Annotated in this window: 16 protein-coding genes; 9 read left to right on the top strand and 7 right to left on the bottom strand. The window is 71.7% G+C overall.

From position 1 onward, the window contains the following. Positions 1-124: 124 nt before the first annotated feature. Genes xdhA through xdhC form a run of 3 tightly spaced genes read left to right on the top strand, consistent with a single transcriptional unit; the run spans position 125 to position 4,828 of the window. Positions 125-1,564 (top strand): xanthine dehydrogenase small subunit, encoded by a 1,440-nt coding sequence (gene xdhA, locus DRV85_RS05375; RefSeq protein WP_113288424.1) that lies wholly within the window; start codon positions 125-127, stop codon positions 1,562-1,564. Further along, on the top strand, positions 1,561-3,927 hold the full coding sequence (gene xdhB, locus DRV85_RS05380) for a xanthine dehydrogenase molybdopterin binding subunit (RefSeq protein WP_113288425.1): 2,367 nt from the start codon (positions 1,561-1,563) through the stop codon (positions 3,925-3,927). Before xdhA ends, xdhB begins: the two co-directional genes overlap by 4 nt. Further along, positions 3,917-4,828, top strand: a complete 912-nt coding sequence (xdhC, locus tag DRV85_RS05385) for a xanthine dehydrogenase accessory protein XdhC (RefSeq protein ID WP_233495408.1) — start codon at positions 3,917-3,919, stop codon at positions 4,826-4,828. The genes xdhB and xdhC overlap by 11 nt, the downstream gene beginning before the upstream one ends. Here the strand turns inward: xdhC and DRV85_RS05390 are convergent. The 4 genes from DRV85_RS05390 to rpsD form a co-directional block, all read right to left on the bottom strand. Then, positions 4,816-5,748: an extensin-like domain-containing protein gene (locus DRV85_RS05390; RefSeq protein WP_113288427.1), complete on the bottom strand. Its 933-nt coding sequence runs from the start codon at positions 5,746-5,748 to the stop codon at positions 4,816-4,818. The two genes, xdhC and DRV85_RS05390, sit on opposite strands and share 13 nt — an antisense overlap. Next, complete coding sequence (locus DRV85_RS05395; RefSeq protein ID WP_113288428.1) at positions 5,745-6,668, bottom strand: prephenate/arogenate dehydrogenase family protein; 924 nt, start codon at positions 6,666-6,668, stop codon at positions 5,745-5,747. Before DRV85_RS05395 ends, DRV85_RS05390 begins: the two co-directional genes overlap by 4 nt. Next, positions 6,665-7,753, bottom strand: coding sequence for a histidinol-phosphate transaminase (hisC, locus tag DRV85_RS05400; RefSeq protein ID WP_113288429.1), 1,089 nt, complete (start codon positions 7,751-7,753; stop codon positions 6,665-6,667). The genes DRV85_RS05395 and hisC overlap by 4 nt, the downstream gene beginning before the upstream one ends. A 169-nt stretch (positions 7,754-7,922) precedes the next feature. Further along, the gene (gene rpsD / locus DRV85_RS05405; protein WP_113288430.1) at positions 7,923-8,543 is read right to left on the bottom strand and encodes a 30S ribosomal protein S4; all 621 of its coding nucleotides are present in this window, start codon (positions 8,541-8,543) and stop codon (positions 7,923-7,925) included. Positions 8,544-8,831: 288 nt separating this feature from the next. Between rpsD and DRV85_RS05410 the strand changes: the two genes are divergently transcribed. The 3 genes from DRV85_RS05410 to phbB all read left to right on the top strand — a co-directional run bounded on the left by DRV85_RS05410 (position 8,832) and on the right by phbB (position 11,852). After that, positions 8,832-9,650 carry an EAL domain-containing protein gene (locus DRV85_RS05410; protein WP_113288431.1) on the top strand — a complete coding sequence of 273 codons (819 nt, stop codon included), beginning with the start codon at positions 8,832-8,834 and terminating at the stop codon, positions 9,648-9,650. 153 nt (positions 9,651-9,803) lie between these two features. Then, the gene (locus DRV85_RS05415; protein ID WP_113288432.1) at positions 9,804-10,979 is read left to right on the top strand and encodes an acetyl-CoA C-acetyltransferase; all 1,176 of its coding nucleotides are present in this window, start codon (positions 9,804-9,806) and stop codon (positions 10,977-10,979) included. A 150-nt stretch (positions 10,980-11,129) separates the two neighbouring features. Then, on the top strand, positions 11,130-11,852 hold the full coding sequence (gene phbB / locus DRV85_RS05420) for an acetoacetyl-CoA reductase (protein WP_113288433.1): 723 nt from the start codon (positions 11,130-11,132) through the stop codon (positions 11,850-11,852). Between the two features lie 90 nt (positions 11,853-11,942). Here phbB and DRV85_RS05425 read toward each other — a convergent pair whose 3' ends face one another. The 3 genes from DRV85_RS05425 to DRV85_RS05435 all read right to left on the bottom strand — a co-directional run bounded on the left by DRV85_RS05425 (position 11,943) and on the right by DRV85_RS05435 (position 13,176). Then, positions 11,943-12,116 carry a YdcH family protein gene (locus tag DRV85_RS05425; protein WP_113288434.1) on the bottom strand — a complete coding sequence of 58 codons (174 nt, stop codon included), beginning with the start codon at positions 12,114-12,116 and terminating at the stop codon, positions 11,943-11,945. Positions 12,117-12,205: 89 nt separating this feature from the next. Further along, positions 12,206-12,955, bottom strand: coding sequence for a tRNA1(Val) (adenine(37)-N6)-methyltransferase (locus DRV85_RS05430; protein ID WP_113288435.1), 750 nt, complete (start codon positions 12,953-12,955; stop codon positions 12,206-12,208). After that, positions 12,955-13,176 (bottom strand): putative signal transducing protein, encoded by a 222-nt coding sequence (locus DRV85_RS05435; protein ID WP_113288436.1) that lies wholly within the window; start codon positions 13,174-13,176, stop codon positions 12,955-12,957. The genes DRV85_RS05430 and DRV85_RS05435 overlap by 1 nt, the downstream gene beginning before the upstream one ends. Before the next feature lie 55 nt (positions 13,177-13,231). Between DRV85_RS05435 and DRV85_RS05440 the strand changes: the two genes are divergently transcribed. The 3 genes from DRV85_RS05440 to DRV85_RS05450 all read left to right on the top strand — a co-directional run bounded on the left by DRV85_RS05440 (position 13,232) and on the right by DRV85_RS05450 (position 20,311). Further along, complete coding sequence (locus DRV85_RS05440) at positions 13,232-14,233, top strand: polyprenyl synthetase family protein (protein ID WP_113288437.1); 1,002 nt, start codon at positions 13,232-13,234, stop codon at positions 14,231-14,233. Positions 14,234-14,345: 112 nt separating this feature from the next. Beyond that, the gene (locus tag DRV85_RS05445; protein WP_233495409.1) at positions 14,346-16,157 is read left to right on the top strand and encodes an autotransporter assembly complex protein TamA; all 1,812 of its coding nucleotides are present in this window, start codon (positions 14,346-14,348) and stop codon (positions 16,155-16,157) included. Then, positions 16,157-20,311: a translocation/assembly module TamB domain-containing protein gene (locus DRV85_RS05450; RefSeq protein ID WP_113288439.1), complete on the top strand. Its 4,155-nt coding sequence runs from the start codon at positions 16,157-16,159 to the stop codon at positions 20,309-20,311. The genes DRV85_RS05445 and DRV85_RS05450 overlap by 1 nt, the downstream gene beginning before the upstream one ends. Positions 20,312-20,319 lie beyond the last annotated feature (8 nt).

The raw sequence follows: 20,319 nt of genomic DNA on the forward strand, positions 1-20,319 counted from the left end.
GCCCCTTGCCAAACCGGCATCGGAAATGCAGGATTTCGTACAGGCGCGCGACCTGCCGGCCCCTTCTACGCCGCCTCGAAGGGGAGCGCCCCGGCCGACGGTATCGCGGCGATGCTGACCTGACATGCGCACAGCCTTCCTGCTCAACGGCACCCCCGTCGAGACCCGGACACATCCGACCGAAACCCTCCTCCACTGGCTGCGCGAGCGCCGCGGCCTCACCGGCACCAAGGAGGGCTGCAACGAGGGCGACTGCGGCGCCTGCACCGTCGTCGTCACCGACCGCGAGCGCAGCGCCCGCGCCCTCAATGCCTGCATCCTCTTCCTGCCGCAGCTGCACGGTCGCGCGGTCCGCACGGTCGAGGGCCTCGGAGAGGCCGAGGCCCCCCACCCCGCGCAACAAGCCATGGTCGACCACCACGGCAGCCAGTGCGGCTTCTGCACGCCCGGGATCGTGGCCGCCATGGCCGCCGCGCACGCCGAGGGGCGCACCGATCACGCCGACGCGCTCGCCGGCAACCTCTGCCGCTGCACCGGCTACGCGCCGATCCTGCGCGCCGCGAAAGCCATCGAGACCGCCTCCCGCCCCGCCTGGGTCGCCGCCGACCGCGCCGCGCTCGACACCCACCGGTCCTTCTTCTTGGGCGAAATATCCTCGGGGGGTGAGGCGGCGCAGCCGCCGAGGGGGGCAGACAGCCCCCCTGACCCCGCCTGCCTCCTGCCCGAGACCTCCGATCAGCTCGCCGACTGGTACGCCGCGCACCCCGACGCCACGCTGATCGGCGGCGCGACGGACGTCGGACTCTGGGTGACGAAGGAGTTGCGCGAGCTCGGACCCACCGCCTTCCTGCACTGCTGCCGCGACCTGCAGGCGATCGAGGTGGGCGCGCGCGAGATCCGCATCGGCGCCGCCGTCACGCTCGATCGGCTCCGCGCTCTTATGGCGGAGCACCATCCGTCCTTCGCCGAGCTCCTGCGGCGCTACGGCTCGGCGCAGGTGCGCGCGGCGGCGACGCTCGGCGGCAACATCGCCAACGGCTCGCCCATCGGCGACAGCCCGCCGCCGCTCATCGCGCTCGGCGCGACGCTGCACCTGCGTCATGGCGAGACCCGGCGCAGCCTGCCGCTCGAGGAGTTCTTCCTAGACTACGGCCGCCAGGACCGCGCGCCGGGCGAATTCGTCGAGGCGGTGACCATCCCGCGACAGCCGGACCGGCTGCGCGTCTGGAAGGTCTCCAAGCGCTTCGATCAGGACATCTCGGCGGTCTGCGGCGCCTTCGCCCTGACGGTGGAGGACGGGCGCATCGCCGCGGCGCGCATCGCCTTCGGCGGCATGGCCGCCACGCCGAAGCGCGCCCGCGCGGTCGAGGCCGCGCTCATCGGCCAACCGCTCACGCCCGAGGGCGTCGCCGCCGCCGACGCCGCCTGGGCGGAGGATTTCCGCCCGATCTCGGACATGCGCGCCTCGGCGGAGTACCGGCTCACGGTCGCGCGCAACCTGCTCACCCGCTACGCCCTGGACCACGCCGGGGTCGCGACCAGCGTCCTGGAGGTGCGCCCATGACCGTCGCGAAACCCCTGCCCCACGACGCCGCCGCGCGCCATGTCGACGGCAGTGCGCGCTACGTCGATGACATTCCGGTTCCCGCGGGCACGCTGCACCTGTGCTTCGGCTGCGCGCGCATCTCGCGCGGGCGCGTGACCGCGGTGGACCTCGGCCCCGTGCGCGCAGCCGAGGGCGTAATCGCCGTGCTGACCGCCGACGACCTGCCCTTCGACAACGACGTGGCCCCTGTCGCGCACGACGAGCCGCTGCTGTCGGACGGGACGGTGCACTACGCAGGCCAGCCGCTCTTTCTCGTCGTCGCCGAAAGCCACCTGCAGGCGCGCCGCGCCGCGCGGCGGGCAGAGATAAGCTACGAGGAGGAAACGCCGATCCTGACCGTCGAACAGGCGCTCGCCGCCGATTCCCGCTTCGAGGAGGGCCCGCGCGTCTACGGCCGGGGCGACGTGGAGGCGGCGCTGGCGACCGCGCCGCTCGTCACCGAGGGCGAGATCGAGATCGGCGGGCAGGAGCATTTCTACCTCGAGGGGCAGGCGGCGCTCGCCCTGCCGCAGGAGGGCGGCGACATGATCGTGCACGCCTCCTCCCAGCACCCGACCGAGATCCAGCACAAGGTCGCCGATGCGCTCGGCCTGCCGATGCACGCCGTGCGCGTCGAGGTGCGGCGCATGGGCGGCGGCTTCGGCGGCAAGGAGAGCCAGGGCAACGCGCTGGCCGTGGCCTGCGCGGTGGCCGCGCGCGCGACGGGCCGGCCCTGCAAGATGCGCTACGACCGGGACGACGACTTCACGATCACCGGTAAACGGCATCCCTTCGTCATCCGCTACCGCGCGGGCCACGACGCCGAGGGCCGTCTGCTGGCGGTCGATTTCCGGCAGTTCGCCGTCTGCGGCTGGTCGCAGGATCTGAGCCTCGCCGTCGCGGACAGGGCGATGCTCCACGCCGACAACGCCTACTGGATCCCGACGGTGCGGATCGAGAGCCACCGGCTGAAGACCAACCACCAGTCGCATACCGCCTTCCGCGGCTTCGGCGGGCCACAGGGGATGGTCGGGATCGAGCGCGTGCTGGACCATGTCGCGCATCGGGTGGGCCGCGACCCCGCCGAGGTGCGCCGTCTCAATTACTACGCCGAGGCGGAGGAAGGGGCGCTGTCTGCCCCCCTCGGCGGCTCCGCCGCCTCACCCCCCGAGGATATTTCCGCCAAGAAGAAGGATCTGCAGGAGCGACGGGTCACGCCCTACGGGCAGGTGGTGGAAGACTTCATCCTGGGCGGCATGACGGAGCGCCTGCTGGAGACGAGCGGCTACCACGTGCGGCGGGCGCGGGTGGCGGAGTGGAATGCGCGGAACGAAGTGATCAAGAGGGGCCTCGCCTTCACGCCGGTGAAGTTCGGGATCTCCTTCACGCTCACCCATCTCAACCAGGCGGGCGCGCTGGTGCATGTCTATCAGGACGGCTCGGTGGCGCTGAACCACGGCGGGACCGAGATGGGACAAGGCCTGTTCCAGAAGGTGGCGCAGGTGGCGGCCCAGGTCTTCGGCCTGCCGATGGCGGCCGTGCGGATCACCGCGACGGACACGGCCAAGGTGCCCAACACCTCGGCCACCGCCGCCTCTTCGGGCTCGGACCTCAACGGCATGGCGGTGCGGCTCGCCTGCGAGGAGATCGCGGGGCGGATGGCCGCGTTCCTCGCCGAGCGCCATCAGGCGAAGCCCACCGAGGTGCGGTTCCGCGAGAGCCGCGTCGAGGTGGGCGCGGAAAGCTACAGCTTCGCCGAGGCGGCGAAGGCCTGCTGGATGGGGCGGGTGAGCCTCTCGGCCACGGGCTACTACCGCACGCCCGACATCTCGTGGGACCGGATCAGGGGAGAGGGGCGGCCGTTCTTCTATTTCGCCTACGGCGCGGTCGTGAGCGAGGTCGCGGTGGACACGCTGACCGGAGAATACCGCATCCTGCGCGCCGACATCCTGCATGATGCAGGCAGCAGCCTGAACCCGGCGATCGACCGGGGCCAGGTCGAGGGCGGCTATGTGCAGGGCGCGGGGTGGCTGACCACCGAGGAGCTCGTCTGGGACGACGCGGGGCGGCTGCGGACGCATGCGCCCTCGACCTACAAGATCCCGGCGGCCTCTGACGCGCCCGAGGTGTTCGAGGTGAACTTCTGGCAGGCCGAGAACCGGGCGGAGACGATCCATCGGTCCAAGGCGGTTGGCGAGCCGCCGCTGATGCTGGGCATCTCGGTGCTGATGGCGCTCTCGGACGCCGTGGCGGCCTGCGGGCCGGGCTATCCGGCCCTCGATGCGCCGGCGACGCCGGAGCGGGTGCTTGCCGCGATTCGGCGGGTGCGCGGTGCGGCTTGACCGTGCGGCCCTCGCCCGCGCGGTGGCGCGCGAGGGGCGTGTCGCCCGCGTCGCCGTGGTCGAGACCAGGGGCTCGGCGCCGCGGGGTCCGGGCGCCGAGATGCTCGTCTGGGCCGAGGGTCAGTCGGGCACCATCGGCGGCGGCGCGCTGGAATGGGAGGCAGCGGCACATGCGCGCGGCCTGCTCGCCGGGGGGCGGGACGACATGCGGCTGATGCCGCTGGGGCCCGCGCTCGGCCAGTGCTGCGGCGGCGCGGTGCGCCTTCTTTGGGAGATCTATGACGCCGAGCGGCTGGCGCAGGTGCCACGCGGCGGGCTCTATGCCCGTCCCTTGCCGGGCGGCGGCGCGGGGCCGCGCCCGCAGGCGCCGGGCCTTGGCGAGGGGTGGATCGCCGAGGCGGTGGGGGCCGCGGGCCGCCAGCTCTGGATCTGGGGGGCGGGCCATGTCGGGCGCGCGCTCGTGGGGGTGCTGACGCCGCTGCCGGATCTCGCGATCTCCTGGGCGGACACGGGGCCGGAGCGCTTTCCCGAGACGGTGCCCGAGGGGGTCGAGGTCTTGCCCGCCGCGGATCTGCCGCGGCTCGCCGGGCATGCGCCGCCCGAGGCCGAACACCTGATCCTGACCTACAGCCACGACATCGACCTCGCGCTCTGCGATGCGCTTTTGCGGCGTGGTTTCGCCGCCTGCGGGCTGATCGGCTCGGCGACGAAGCGGGCGCGTTTCCGGTCGCGCCTCGCGGCGATGGGCCACGGCGAGGCAGCGATCGCGCGGATCCGGTGCCCGATCGGCGACCCTGCGCTCGGAAAGCATCCGCAGGCGATCGCGGTCGGCGTGGCGGCGGAGATGCTGCTGGCGCGAGCCTCGCCGTCCGAAACCGGGAGGCGGTCTCAGCGGCAGTAGGCGCCGCCGCGGTGCCGCGCCGTGTCGAAGTGGAAGTGATCCCGGTGCCAGCGGTCCGCCGCCGGGCCGAGGACGGTGCCGAAGATCCCGCAGGCGCTGGCGTGCATCTGCCGCAGCGCCCGGCCCTCTGCGCCGCCGCCCCAGTGGTCGAGCAGCGTGATCCAGCGGCCGTCGCGCAGACGCACGCCCGAGATGTCGATCGCGCGGCCGAAGGAATGCTCGGAGAGCGGCGCGCCGCGCTGGTTGTTGCGCGTCCGGCAGGAATAATGCGCCGCCACCCGGATGCGGTCGACCCCGCCGCCCCGGGATCCTACCGCCGGCTTGAGCCCCTGGCGCACCCATTTCTTCAGCGCCTGAGCGGTCTCGCAGTCGAGCAGCGCAGGCTGCGTGAGGCCGATCCCCATGACAGAGCGCAGGCGGACGGCCTGGCGGATGCCGCAGGCGGAGATATGGCCGGTGACGCGGCCTGCGGGCTCGCCCTGCAGGTCGCGGTCGCCGCAGACCGCGCCGCGGTCGAGCGCCCGGCGGCGGGCGATGACCCGTTCGACCACGTCCGGTCCGCGGATCAGCGGGCGGAGCGAGCGCGCGACGCCCGGCACCTCCGGCGCGAGGATGGCAGCGCCCAGCACGGTGCCGCGCGCCGCGATCACCGGGCGACCGTCGGGGTGCGGCACTGCGCGGGCGGCGGGCGCTGGCCGCGGGCGCGCCTCTGCGTCTCGCCCCGGCGAGGCCATGGCGGCCGTTCGCGTTTCCGACGGTGCGGAGCGATCCGGCATGGCGCGCGCCAGGGGGCGCAGGCCGGGTGGGCCAGAGCTCGCCTCACGCGCAAGCGGGCGCAGCGAGCTTTCCGGCGCGGCGGCGAGCGGCGCGCCTGCGGCCAGGGCCGCCAGCAACGCCAGCATCCGCGCCGCGCCGGTCATGCCCCGGTCTTCACCCGGCCGAAGTCCGGCGCGTCGGTGTCCTGACCGGCCTCGATGATGCCGCGCCGGATCGCGCGGGTGCGGGTGAAATAGGCGTGCAGCATCTCGCCGTCTCCGGTGCGGATGGCGCGCTGCAGCGCGAAGAGCTCCTCGGTGAAGCGGCCGAGAATCTCGAGCGTGGCGTCCTTGTTCGTCAGGAACACGTCGCGCCACATGGTCGGGTCGGACGCCGCGATGCGGGTGAAGTCGCGAAAGCCCGCGGCGGAATACTTGATCACTTCGCTGTCGGTGACGCGGCGCAGGTCGTCGGCGACGCCGACCATCGTATAGGCGATCAGATGCGGCGCATGGCTCGTCACGGCGAGCACGAGGTCGTGGTGATCGGCGTCCATCTCCTCGACATGCGCGCCCATCCCCTCCCAGAGCGCGCGCAGCCGCGCGACGGCTTCCGGTTCGGTTCCCGGCTCGGGCACCAGCAGGCACCAGCGGTTGTCGAAAAGCGTGGCGAAGCCCGAGCGCGGTCCGGAGTGTTCGGTGCCGGCGAGGGGGTGGCCGGGGATGAAATGCACGCCCTCCGGGATGTGCGGCCCCACCGCCTCGACCACGGCGCGCTTGACCGAGCCCACGTCGGTCACGGTCGCGCCGGGCGCAAGACGCGGCGCCATCGCCTCGGCCACCGCGCCCATCGCGCCGACGGGCACCGCGAGAACCACCAGATCCGCGCCCTCGACCGCCTCCGCCACGGTATCGGTCACACGGTCGCAAAGCCCGATCTCGCGGGCAGTCTCGCGGGTCTCCGCCGAGCGCGCGGTGCCCACCACCTCGCGGGCGAGGCCGGCCTTTCGTATCGCCCAGAACATCGACGAGGCGATGAGGCCGAGGCCGATCAGCGCGACGCGGTCGTAGACCGGACCGCTCATGCAGCCTCCGCCTTGAAGCGGCCTATGGTGTGCGCGACGCGGCGGCAGGCGCTCTCGTCGCCCACGGTGATGCGCAGGCAATTGGGCAGCTTGTAGCCCGCGACCGGCCGCACGATCAGCCCTTCGGCCTTGAGGAAGGTATCGCAGGCGCGCGCCTCGGCCTCGTCGGCAAAGCGGGCGAGGACGAAATTTGCGTGGCTGGGATCGGACGGCACGCCATGCGCGGCCAGCGCCTCGGCGAGAAAGGCGCGCAGGCGCGCGTTCTCGGAGCGGCAGCGCTCGATGAAGGCGGTGTCGCCCAGCGCGGCCTCCGCCGCGACGAGCGCGGGCAGCGACAGGTTGAAGGGACCGCGAATGCGCCCGAGCACGTCGGCCACATGCGCCGGCCCGTAGCCCCAGCCGACGCGCAGCCCGCCCAGCCCGTAGATCTTGGAGAAGGTGCGCGTCATCACGACGTTCTCGCGCGCGTCGACCAGCGCCGCGCCGCCGTCGAAACCCTCGGCGTATTCGGCATAGGCCCCGTCGAGCACGAGAAGGACGTGGGGCGGGAGCCCGTCGGCGAGCCGCGCCACCTCCGCCTCGCCGATCATCGTGCCCGTGGGATTGTTCGGGTTGGCGATGAAGACGAGGCGCGTGGCCTGCGTCACGGCGCCGAGGATCGCGTCCACGTCCGTCGTGCGCTCGCGCTCGGGCACTTCCACCGGGGTGGCCCCGGAGGCCAGCGCGCTGATGCGGTACATGGAGAAGCCGTGCTCGGTGTGGATCACCTCCGCGCCCGGCCCGGCGTAGGCCTGACAGAGCAGCGCGATGATCTCGTCGCTGCCCACGCCGCAGACCACGCGCTCCGGATCCACGCCATGCGCCGCCCCGATCGCCGCGCGCAGGGCGGCGTGATCGGTGGGCGGATAGCGATGGAGCCGCGCGGCGGCCCGCCGGACGGCCTCCACCGCGGCCGCCGGCGGACCGTAGGGGTTCTCGTTCGAGCTGAGCTTGACCGGGTTCGCCACGCCCTCGGCGGTCGAGGCCCCGCCCTTGTAGGGCTCGATGTCGAGAATCCCGGCTCTCGGTTGGATGATCTCTGTCATCTGCCTCTCCGCGCTTCGCCCCCTCATAACGGCGCGCGGCGCGCGGGGCCAGACGCAAGATGGCCCCCAGGCTGCGGCGGCGTGCCGTCGCCGGCACGTTCGGGCCCCGGCAGAACGAGAAAGGGGCCGCGCGCCGCGCGGCCCCCTGCGTGCACCGCCCGGAACCCGATCAGTTCTGGGCGTAGAATTCGATGACGAGGTTCGGCTCCATGATCACCGGATAGGGCACGTCCGACAGCCCCGGCGTGCGCACAAAGCGCGCGGTCATCTTGGAGTGATCCACCTCGAGGTAGTCGGGCACGTCGCGCTCGGGCGACTGCACGGCCTCGAGCAGCGCGGCCATCTGCTTCGATTTCTCGCGCACCTCGATAACGTCGCCTTCCTTGACGGTGTAGGACGGGATGTTCACCCGGCGCCCGTTCACCAGCACATGCCCGTGGTTCACGAACTGCCGGGCCGCGAAGATGGTGGGCACGAACTTCGCGCGGTAGACGACGGCGTCGAGGCGCCGCTCCAGCAGGCCGATCAGAAGCTCGCCGGTGTCGCCGCGCTGGCGCTCGGCCTCGCGATAGATGCGGCGGAACTGCTTTTCGGTGATATCGCCGTAATAGCCCTTGAGCTTCTGCTTTGCGCGCAGCTGGAGGCCGAAGTCGGACATCTTGCCCTTGCGGCGCTGGCCATGCTGGCCGGGGCCGTATTCGCGGCGGTTCACGGGGCTCTTCGGGCGGCCCCAGATGTTCTCGCCCATGCGGCGGTCGATCTTGTACTTGGCAGTGGTGCGTTTCGTCACCCCTGATCTCCTTCACTTTGCACGGCGCCCTCCCCGCGCTCTCGCGGGTCGTCGGGCCGCCGGATTCGCCGCGACCGCGCAGACACGGGAGCGGCATGGAAGGGCGTTGTCCTTTGCCTTGCGTCCGGTGCCCGGACCCGCGGCCGACAGGCATCCCCTTGCGGGGGCCGCCAACACCAATGAAGCGGCGCGTATACACCCCCTGTCGCGGCTGTCAACCGCGCGGCACTTAACCCGCCGTTCATGCGGAATGGGACAGCCTCGGGCGAGTCTCCGACGGAGGTTGCGATGCCGTTCCAGGACCACACCCACGAGGCAACGAGCCCGCTCGCGCAGGCGGTGGCCATGCGCGACAGCGCGACGCTGCAGATGGTCGAGGAGGCGGTGCGCCACCGGCGGGTGCTGATGGCCTTTCAGCCCGTGGTCTTGGCGGCGGACCCGACGCGCACCGCCTTCTGGGAGGGGCTCGCGCGCGTGCTGGACGAAACCGGGCGAATCATCCCGGCGCGCGATTTCATCCACGCCGTCGAGGAGACGGAGACCGGGCGGCTGATCGACTGCATCGCGCTCGAGAAGGGGCTCGCGGCGCTCGCGCGCACGCCCGGGCTGCGCCTGGCCGTGAACATGTCGGCGCGCTCGATCGGCTACCGGCGCTGGCGGGCGACGCTCGATCGCGCGCTGGCGCGCGACGCCTCGCTGGGCGAGCGCCTGGTGCTCGAGATCACGGAGACTTCGACAATGCTGATGCCGGAGGTGGTGGCGAGCTTCATGGCGGATCTGCAGAGCCGGGGCATCGCCTTCGCGCTTGACAACTTCGGCGCCGGCTACACCGCGCTGCGCCACCTCAAGCGCTTCACCTTCGACGTGCTCAAGATCGACGCGCAGTTCGTGCGCGGCATCGACGCCGATGCCGACAATCAGGTGCTCACCCGCGCCATCGTCGAGATCGCCCGGCAGTTCGACATGCTCACCGTCGCGCAGAAGGTGGAGCGCGCGGCCGAGGCCGAGATGCTGCGCGGGCTGGGCGTGAACTGCCTGCAGGGGCATCACTTCGCGGCCGCCACGACGCGTCCGCCCTGGGCGGAGGACACCAGGGCAGCGGGCTGAAACCGACCGCCGTCGCCGGACGCGCGGAACCGCCAGACAACTGCGCCGCGCGCGCCCCGCGCGCGTTGCCGCGGCGCGGCAGATGCTTTATGCACGCAGGCGACAGGCGGCCCCGGCGCGGGCGCCGCCGCTCTCCCAGCCTGGAGGAACAGCATGACCAACGTCGTAATCGCCTCTGCCGCCCGGACCCCGGTGGGCAGCTTCAACGGATCCTTCGCCAGCGTGCCCGCGCACGATCTCGGCAAGACCGTGCTCGAGGCGCTGGTGGAGCGCGCCGGCATCGAGAAGGGCGAGGTCAGCGAGACCATCCTGGGCCAGGTGCTGACCGCGGCGCAGGGCATGAACCCCGCCCGCCAGGCGCATGTGAACGCGGGTCTGCCGATCGAATCCGCCGCCTGGGGCATCAATCAGGTCTGCGGCTCGGGGCTGCGCGCCGTCGCCCTCGGCGCCCAGCACATCCAGCTCGGCGACGCCGACATCGTCTGCGCCGGCGGGCAGGAGAACATGAGCCTCGCGCCGCACGCCGCGCATCTGCGCACCGGGCACAAGATGGGCGACGTGAGTTACATCGACACGATGATCCGCGACGGCCTCTGGGACGCCTTCAACGGCTACCACATGGGCCAGACCGCCGAGAACGTCGCCGAGAAATGGCAGATCAGCCGCGAGCAGCAGGACGAATTCGCGCTGGCGAGCCAGAACAAGGCCGAAGCCGCACAGAAGGGCGGCCGCTTCGAGGATGAGATCGTGCCGGTCACGGTCAAGGGCCGCAAGGGCGACACGGTCGTGGAGCAGGATGAATACATCCGCCACGGTGCCACCATAGAGAACATGCAGAAATTGCGGCCCGCCTTCACCAAGGACGGCAGCGTGACGGCGGCGAACGCGAGCGGGATCAACGACGGCGCCGCCGGCGTGCTGCTCATGACCGCCGAGGAGGCCGAGCGCCGCGGCATCGAGCCGCTGGCGCGCATCGTCTCCTACGCGACGGCGGGGCTCGACCCCTCGATCATGGGCATGGGGCCGGTGAACGCCAGCCGCAAGGCGCTGGAGAAGGCGGGCTGGAAGCCCGAGGATCTCGATCTCGTCGAAGCGAACGAGGCCTTCGCCGCGCAGGCCTGCGCCGTCAACAAGGACATGGGCTGGGATCCGGAGATCGTGAACGTGAACGGCGGCGCCATCGCCATCGGCCACCCGATCGGCGCCTCCGGCGCACGCATCCTCAACACGCTGCTCTACGAGCTGAAGCGCCGCGGCGCCAAGCGCGGCCTCGCCACGCTCTGCATCGGCGGCGGCATGGGCGTCGCCATGTGCGTGGAGCGCGGCTGAGACGACGGGCCAAAGCACGGCAGGGGCGCTCCGGCGCCCCTTTTTCTTGACCCGCCGACCCGGTGGAAAGTACCGCGCAACAATGTTGCGCGCAAGGGCCGCACCAGCTACGCAATCTTTCAACATTCATTTTCAGACTGGAGGAACGACATGGCCAGAGTTGCACTCGTCACCGGAGGCAGCCGCGGGATCGGAGAGGCGATCTCGAAACGGCTGAAAGCCGACGGATACGAGGTCGCCGCCACCTATGCCGGCAACGACGAAAAGGCGAAGGCCTTCACCGATGCGACCGGCATCAAGACCTACAAGTGGAACGTTGCGGACTACGACGCCTCCAAGAACGGTCTCGCGAAGGTCGAGGAAGAGCTCGGCCCCATCGACGTGGTGGTGGCCAACGCCGGCATCACGCGCGATGCGCCGTTCCACAAGATGACGCCCGAGCAGTGGAAAGAGGTCGTGGACACCAACCTGACCGGCGTCTTCAACACCATCCATCCGGTCTGGCCTGGGATGCGCGAGCGCAAGTTCGGCCGGGTGATCGTGATCTCCTCGATCAACGGGCAGAAGGGACAGTTCGGGCAAACCAACTACGCCGCGACCAAGGCCGGCGATCTGGGTATCGTCAAGAGCCTCGCGCAGGAGGGGGCGCGCTATGGCATCACGGCGAACGCGGTCTGCCCCGGCTACATCGCGACCGAGATGGTGATGGCGGTGCCGGAAAAGGTGCGCGAGGCGATCATCGGGCAGATCCCGGTCGGCCGGCTCGGCGAGCCCGAAGAGATCGCGCGCTGCGTGGCCTTCCTGGCTTCCGACGAGGCGAGCTTCATCACCGGCTCGACGATCAGCGCCAACGGCGGGCAGTATTTCGTCTGACCCGCGACGCGCGACGTTTTGGCCGGCCCTGCACAGGGGCCGGCCAGCAGACGGGCGAGACGCGTCGCCTGTTCTGCCGTACTGCGCGCCTCAGCCGATCCGGTCGCTGAGGCGCTGAATCTCTTCCTTCAGCCTGAGTTTCCGTTTCTTCAGATCCGCGATCTTCCGGTCGCTCGTCCCGGGCGACCGCTGAGCGGCCTCCACCTCGTCCGACAGGGCCTTGTGCCGTTTCTTCAGTTCCTCGACATGGGCGTCCAGGCTCATGGCGTCCTCCTCTCGCGGTTCGCCTTCAGTCCACCACAAAGCGGCCGCTCTGTCACGCCGCAGCAGCAGCATCGGCAGCGTCCGCAACCTCATGCCGAAAAGTCGAGCGGCGCGCCCTCTCGCAGCACGGCGCGAACGCGCTCGCTGAAATGTTCGCGATCACCCGGGTGCGCCGCGCCCTCGTGCAGAACGAGGCCAGCGTGCAGGCGAAACGGCGCCCGCCCGCCGGCCCTTGCGCGCAGCAGGATCAGCCGCGGCGCACGGCCCTCGCGCGGCAGAAGCGGCAGCAGCTCCACGCTGCCCAGCGCGCGCGGCGCCGCCGCGAGGATCTCCGGCAGCCGCTCGGCGCGGTGAACCAGCGTCAGCGTGCCGCGCGGCACGAGCCGCTTCGCCGCCGCCGCCAGCCAGACCTCGAGCGGGGCCGTCTCGCCCAGCCCCGCCTCTCGGGCAGGGTCGGCAGCCCGAACCGAGGCCGTGCGCGGGAACCAGGGCGGATTGAGCATCACATGCGCGAAGCGGCGGGCCTTCAGCGCCGCGGGCATCTGGGCGACATCGCCCTCGACGACCTCGAGCGCGACCTCGTTGCGCGCCGCGTTCGCCCGCGCCAGCGCGGCCAGCTCCGGCTGAAGCTCGAGCGCAGCCAGCGCGAGCCCAGGCACCCTGATCCCCAGCGCCAGCGAGGCCACGCCAACGCCGCAGCCCAGCTCCAGCACGCTGTCGCCGGCACGGGCAGGCACGGCCGCCGCCATCAGGACCGGGTCGATGCCGGCACGATAGCCGCGCGCGGGTTGCTCAACGACGAGACGGCCCCCGAGAAACGCATCCTCGGTGGTCTGCATCACCCCTCGCCGGGCAACTGGATCTCGTGCTCGCGCAGGATTGCCGCGGCGCGGAAATGGTCGCTCTGGCGCACCATCAGCCGCCGCGGCAAAATGCCGATGGAGCCCTCGAGGACGCTCATGTTTACGTCGAACTCGAACACCTCTATATCCTCGGCCCGGAGGAGCGCCTGCACATAGGCGATCAGCGCGATGTCGTTGGTCCGCAGCAGCTCTTTCATGGGGGGCAGTTAGGCCGAGGGGGCCCGCGCTGTCGAGTCCTGCCACGGAGGAGTGATGAGCCTGGACCACGCCGCGCGCAAGCCGCAGGACCGCCTCTCGGCGCTGCTCGCCGAAGAGATGGAGCGGGTCAACGACCTGATCCGCGAACGCATGGCTTCGCGCCACGCGCCACGCATCCCCGAGGTCACCGCCCATCTCGTCGAGGCCGGCGGCAAGCGCCTTCGCCCGATGCTCACGCTGGCCGCCGCGCGGCTCTTCGGCTACCAAGGCAGCCATCACATCCGCCTCGCCGCGACAGTGGAGTTCATCCACACGGCGACGCTGCTGCATGACGACGTGGTGGACGAAAGCCGCCAGCGCCGCGGGCGCCCCACCGCGAACCTGCTCTGGGACAACAAGTCCAGCGTGCTGGTGGGCGACTATCTCTTCGCGCGCGCCTTCCAGCTCATGGTCGAGACCGAGTCGCTGCGCGTGCTCGACATCCTGTCGGACGCCGCCGCCACCATCGCCGAGGGCGAGGTTCTGCAACTCCAGGCGGCGCAGAACCTTGCCACCACCGAGGAGATCTACCTGCAGGTGGTCCGGGGCAAGACAGCCGCGCTCTTCGCGGCGGCCACGGAGTCGGGGGCGGTGATCGCCGGCGCGGACGCGGCCGCCCAGCGTGCCATGTCCGAGTATGGCGACGCGCTCGGAATCGCGTTCCAGATCGCCGACGATCTGCTCGACTGGCAGGGCGACGCGGGAGCCACGGGGAAGAACGTCGGCGACGATTTCCGCGAGCGGAAGCTGACCATGCCACTGATCAAGGCGGTCGCTGCCGCGGACGCCGACGAGCGCGCCTTCTGGGTGCGCACCATCGAGCGCGGCGACCAGCGCGACGGCGATCTGGAGACGGCGCGCAGGCTGTTGGAGCGTCATGACGCGCTCGCCGCGACGCGCGCCGAGGCGATGGGCTGGGCCGATCGGGCGCGCGCATCCCTCGCGCTGCTGCCCGATCACGAACTCCGGCATGTGCTCGACGCGCTCGCGCACTATGTCGTCATGCGAATTTCCTGACAGCCGGGGAGAACCCGGGCGCATGACTGCGGGTCAGGGGCGATCGCTGTTGCCCGCCCACGCGGAATGCCCCATCGTCCTCTCCAGCCCGTCGCGTCCGTCCGGAGTGAGCTTGCGCCTGCCTCGCCCCATATTCCGAAACATCACGAGGGTCGCGCTCGCCCTCGCCGCGCTCGCCGCGCCGGCGGCGCTTGCGCAGGACGTGCGCATCGATATTCCGCGCTCTGACAAGCAGCTCCGCGAGAAGCTCGAGGGCGCGCTGCTGACGAAAGAACTCATCCGCACCGACGATCCGACCGCGCAGGACATCGTGGCCGCCGCGCAGGCGGATTATCAGCGCGTTCTGACCGTGCTCTATGACGAAGGCTATTTCGGCGGCACAGTGTCGATCCTGGTCGACGGGCGCGAGGCGGCAGAGCTTTCGCCCTTTACTGCGCCCGCGCGGGTGGACGAGGTGCTCTACCGGATCCGGCAGAACCGCCGCTTCGCCTTCGGCCGCGCGCAGATCGGTCCGCTCGCCCCCGGCACCACACCGCCCGAGGGGTTCACGCCGGGCGACGGCGCCCGCACCGCGATCGTGCAGTCCGCCATCGACGGTGCGATCGCGGACTGGCGCGAGGTGGGCCACGCGAAGGCGCGCATCGCGCGCAGCGACATCGCGGCGCGCCACCCGGCGAACCGTCTGGATGTGGCGATCGGTGTCGATCCCGGACCGCGGCTCCGCTTCGGGCAGCTTCGCATCTCCGGCAACGAGGATGTGCGCACCGAGCGCATCCGCGCCATCGCCGGGCTGCCGACCGGAGAGGTCTTTCACCCCGAAGAGATCGACCGATCGACCCGCAGGCTGCGCCGCACCGAGGCCTTCTCCGCCGTCGCGCTGCGCGAGGCCGATAGCGCGCGCCCGGACGACACGCTCGACATCGAGGCCACCGTCAGCGAGGCGCCGCCGCGGCGCATCGGTTTCGGCGCCGAGCTGAGCTCGGTCGAGGGCGCGACGCTCTCGGCCTACTGGCTGCACCGCAACCTGCTTGGCGGCGCGGAGCGCTTCCGCATCGAGGGCGAGGTCGCCGGGATCGACGGCGGCGCGGAGGGCATCGACTACCGCCTGCGCACCGAGTTCCGCAGGCCCGCGACCCTCAGCCCCGACAGCGACCTGCTGATCCATTTCGAGCTCGAAAGCCTCGATGAGCCGCAGTTCGGCAGCGACACCGCCGAGTTCGTCGTGGGCCTCGACCGCATCCTGACCGACCGGCTGGAGGTCTTCGGCGGCGCGGGCCTTCGTTACGCGGAGAGCGAAACGCTCTTCGGCACGCGAAGCTATACGCATCTGATCCTGCCGCTGCGGGCGGAATACGACCGGCGCGACAGCGAGCTGAACCCGGCCTCGGGCTACTATCTGTCGGGCACCGCGATGCCGTTCGCGGCGCTCGACGGCGGCGCCTCGGGCCTTCGGCTGACCGCCGATGCGCGCGCCTATCGCGGCTTCGGGCCGAACGACCGCGTCGTGCTGGCCGGGCGGCTCCAGCTGGGCACGCTCGTCGGCCCGGATCTGCGCGAGGCGGTGCCCGACGACCTGTTCTTTTCCGGCGGCGGGGGCACGGTGCGCGGACAGGACTACCAGTCGCTCGGCATCTTCGTGCCGAGCCTGCGCGACATCTCCGGCGGTCGCTCCTTCGTCGGGCTCTCGGCCGAACTGCGGACCCGGGTCTCGGAGAACTTCAGCGTCGTCGGCTTCTACGACCGCGGCTACATCGGGCGCGATGCCTTCCCCGACGCCGACAGCCCCAGTCACGCCGGCGCGGGCCTCGGCGTTCGCTACGACACGGGGCTGGGGCCGATCCGCCTCGACGTGGCGACGCCGGTGACGGGCGGCGACGCCGGCCAGGATCTGTTCTTCTACATCGGCATCGGGCAGGCGTTCTGATGCGGTCGCTGCGCATAGCCGCCGGCCTCGTGCTGATCGCCCTCGCGCTGGCCCTGCCGCAACGCGCCGCGGCTCAGGACGACGATCCCGGCCGTCTCACGCGGCTCCTGCAGGACTCGCTGTCCGGGGCGGGCCGGGACGTGCAGATCACCGGTTTCGAGGGCGCGCTGTCGAGCCGCGCCACGATCGAGCGGATGACGATCGCGGATGCCGAGGGCGTCTGGTTCACCGCCGAGGACATCGTGCTGGACTGGAACCGCGCGGCGCTTCTGCGCCGACGCCTCAGCGTCAACACCTTCTCGGCCGCGCGGATCGATCTTCCGCGCCTGCCGCAGACCGAGGAGGAAGCGGCCCTGCCGCAGCCCGAGGCCAGGCCTTTCAGCCTGCCGCAACTGCCGGTCTCGGTGAACATCGGGACCATCGAGGCCGAGGAGGTGTCGCTCGGCGCGCCGGTGCTGGGCGAGGCGGTGGTTCTGACCCTGGAGGGGCAGGCGAGCCTAGAACGTGGGGGCGGGACGGCCTCCGCCGCGCTGCGGGCCGAGCGGATCGACGGCGCGCGCGGCGTCTTCGCGCTCTCGGCCGACTATGACGCCGAGGCAAGGACGGCCGATTTCGACCTGCGCTTCGACGAGGGGCCGGAGGGCATCGTGGCGACCCGGCTTGGCATTCCCGGCGCGCCGCCGTTGCAGCTGGAGGCGCAGGGCGCGGGCGCCGTGGCCACGCTCGACATCGACATCAGCCTGTCCAGCGACGGGCAGGAGCGTCTCGCCGGCGGGGTCTCGCTCCGCGGCCCGGAGACCGGCGCGACGGACCCCGGCGTCTGGCGGGCCGCGCTCGACCTGTCGGGCGATCTGACGGCGCTCTTCGCCCCCGAATTGCGCGGCTTCTTCGGCGACGATATCCAGCTTCAGGCCCTGGCCCGCCGCCACCCGGACGGGGCGCTGGACCTGGACAACCTCGCGCTCGACGCACGCTCGATCCTGCTGGACGGGCAGCTCAGTCTGGGCAGCGACGGCTGGCCGCGCAGCGCGCTGCTCTCCGGCCGGATCGCCGCACCTGACGGCACCCCCGTCACCCTGCCGGTCGCGGGCGGCGAGACGCGTATCGAGAGCGCCGATCTGACCTTCAGCTATGATGCCGCGGCGGGCGAAACCTGGCAGGGCGGCATCAGCGTGCTGGAACTCGAGAGCCCGGACCTCAACGCCGTGGCCTTCCGGCTCGACGGCGATGGCACGCTGCGCCCGCCAGGCGAAGGGACACCCGGTCGCCTGGCGGCCGACCTCGCCTTCACCGGCACGGGGCTCGGCCTCGACGACCCGGCAATCGCCGCGGCGCTGGGCGCAGAGCTGCGGGGCAGGGCGACGGTCGGCTACGCGGGTGGCGGTCCGCTGCGCATTTCGGCACTCGACCTGCGCGGCGAAGATTACGAGCTTGGTGGCGACATTACCCTCTCGGGTCTCTCGGCCGGCTTCGAGGCCGCGCTGGACACGCAGCTGGCGGCGCAGGATCTGTCGCGCTTCGCGCCGCTGGCCGGGCGCGAGATCGGCGGTAGCGCCGACGTGAGAATCGCCGGCACCGTGACGCCGCTCTCGGGCGCCTTCGACCTCTCTGTGACGGGCAGCGGCCGCGACCTCGCCGTGGGCGACCCCACCGCCGACAGGCTTCTCGCGGGGCCCAGCACGCTCGACGTCGCCGCGCGGCGGGACGAGACCGGCGTGACGCTCGAGCGGCTCGAGATCGACACGAGCGGGATCGCCGCGACCGCCTCGGGCGAAGCCGCGAGCGAGGACAGCCGGCTCACCTACCGTGCCGAACTGAAGGATCTCTCGCTGCTTTCGCCCACCGGCGAGGGTGCAGGGCGCGCGCGCGTGTCGGGCCGCGCCGTGCTGCGCGGCGCGGGGGTGTCGTCTCTCGTGCTCGAGGGAGAGGTTTCAGGCCCTGCCGGCGGGCCGGCGGTCATTCCGCTGGGTCCGCAGGGTCGGCTGACGCTGGACGACGGCGGCGTCGAGCTCGGTCTCGACGGAGAGGCCGGCACATGGCGCGCCGCGGCGCGTCTCGCCGCGCCGGACTGGAGCGGCGGCGTATCGGCCGAAGCCCTCCGCCTGGACGGCGGCGGTACGCTGGACCTTCCCGAAGGCGCCACCGTGCCGCGGGCCGCCGCGGGGTCGCTCGAGATCGCGGCGCAGGGCATCGCCGCCGAGGATCCGGACCTGGCCGCCGCGCTGGGCCAAAGCGCGCGGATCGCCACCGACTTCGCCTACGAGGCGACGGAGGGCCTGACGCTCACGGGCCTCTCGGCGATGTCCGACGCGGCGCGGCTCGAGGGGGATGTCACCCTCGCGGCGCCGCTCGACGCGCCGGAGGCGAGCTTCGATCTGCGGTTCGTCTCGGGGCCGCTCGAGCGCTTCTCCGGCCTCGCCGGGCGGCGGCTGCGCGGATCGGCGGCGCTGTCGCTCTCGGGGACCGCCGCACCGGCGGCCGGGACGTTCGATGTGGACGCCGAAGGCACCCTGCGCGACATCCGCCTTGGCGACGACGCGCTCGACGCGCTGCTGGGCGGCACCACGCAGCTTGCGGTCGAGGCGCAGCGCGACGCCGACGGCCGCCTGACGGTGCCGCGCCTGCGAATCGACAATCCCAACCTCACGGCCCGCGCCTCGGGCGACACGGGGGGCGTCGACTACGAACTGCGCCTCGCGGACGTGGGCGCCATCGCGCCGGACTTCTCCGGTCCGGCCACGCTCGAGGGCACCGCCCGGGCGGTGGACGCGGGCTGGCGCGTGGCGGCGAACGCCACCGGGCCCGGCGGGACCGTGGGACGCATCGAAGGTCTGGTGGCCAACGACTTCCGCCTCGACCTCTCGGTGCGGGGCACGGCGCCGCTCGGCCTTGCCAATGTCCTGCTCGCCACACAGCGGGTCGAGGGCGTGGCCAGGTTCGACCTTCGGGTCTCCGGTCCGCCGCGGCTGTCCTCCGTCTCGGGGCGCATCACGACCGAAGGCGCGCGGCTCTCGGCGCCGACCCTGCGGCTCACGCTCGACCCGATCCGCGCGACCGTCGCTCTCTCCGGCGGCAGAGCGGATCTCGACGTGACGGCCCGGCCCTCCGACGGCGGCCGCATCACGGCCGGCGGGCGTGTGGCTCTGGATCCGCCCTTCCGGGGCGATCTCGACATCCGCCTCGAAGGCGTGGTGCTGCGCGACCCGCAACTCTACGAGACCACCGTGACCGGGACCATCTCGATTGAGGGGCCGCTCGCGGGAGGCGCGGCGATCACCGGCCGGCTGACCCTGCCGCGCGCCGAGATCCGCGTGCCGTCGAGCGGCGTCTCCGCGCTCGGCGCCCTGCCGGAGGTCCGCCACATCGCGCCGCCGCCGGCGGTCCGACGCACGCTCTCCTACGCGAATATCACCCCGACCGGCACGCCCGCCGAGCGCAACGGATCCGGCGGCACGGCACGCCCCTATCCGCTCGACCTGACGATCAGCGCACCGTCGCAGATCTTCGTGCGCGGGCGCGGTCTCGACGCCGAACTCGGCGGCACGCTGCGGATCACCGGGACAACCTCCGCGCCCATCCCGCAGGGGGGCTTCGAGCTCGTTCGCGGGCGGTTGGACCTGCTGGGCCAGCGCTTCCAGCTCACCGAGGGGATCGCGCGGATCGAGGGCGATTTCGACCCCTTCCTGCGCCTCGTCGTGACGACCGAACGCGACGACGTGACGATCTCGATCATCGTCGAGGGACAGGCGGACAGCCCGGATGTGCGCTTTGCGTCCTCCCCCGAGCTGCCGGAGGACGAGGTGCTGGCGCAGCTGCTCTTCGGCAGGAGCATCGAGGAGCTTTCCGCGCTGCAACTCGTCCAGCTCGCCAGCGGCGTGGCCACGCTCACCGGCCGCGGCAACGGCGCCTTCACCTCGCTGCGCAGCGGGCTCGGGGTGGACGATCTCGACATCACGCAGGGCGAGGACGGCGGGACCGCCGTGCGCGTCGGCAAGTATCTGTCCGAGAACATATACACGGACGTGACCGTCGAGAGCGGCGGGCGCTCCCAGGTCAATCTCAATCTCGATCTGACGCCGGACATCACCGTGCGCGGCGGGGTCTCCAACGACGGCGACTCGAGCCTCGGCATCTTCTTCGAACGCGACTACTGAGCCCGGCG

The sequence above is a fragment of the Rhodosalinus halophilus genome, from assembly GCF_003298775.1.
Lineage (GTDB): Bacteria > Pseudomonadota > Alphaproteobacteria > Rhodobacterales > Rhodobacteraceae > Rhodosalinus > Rhodosalinus halophilus.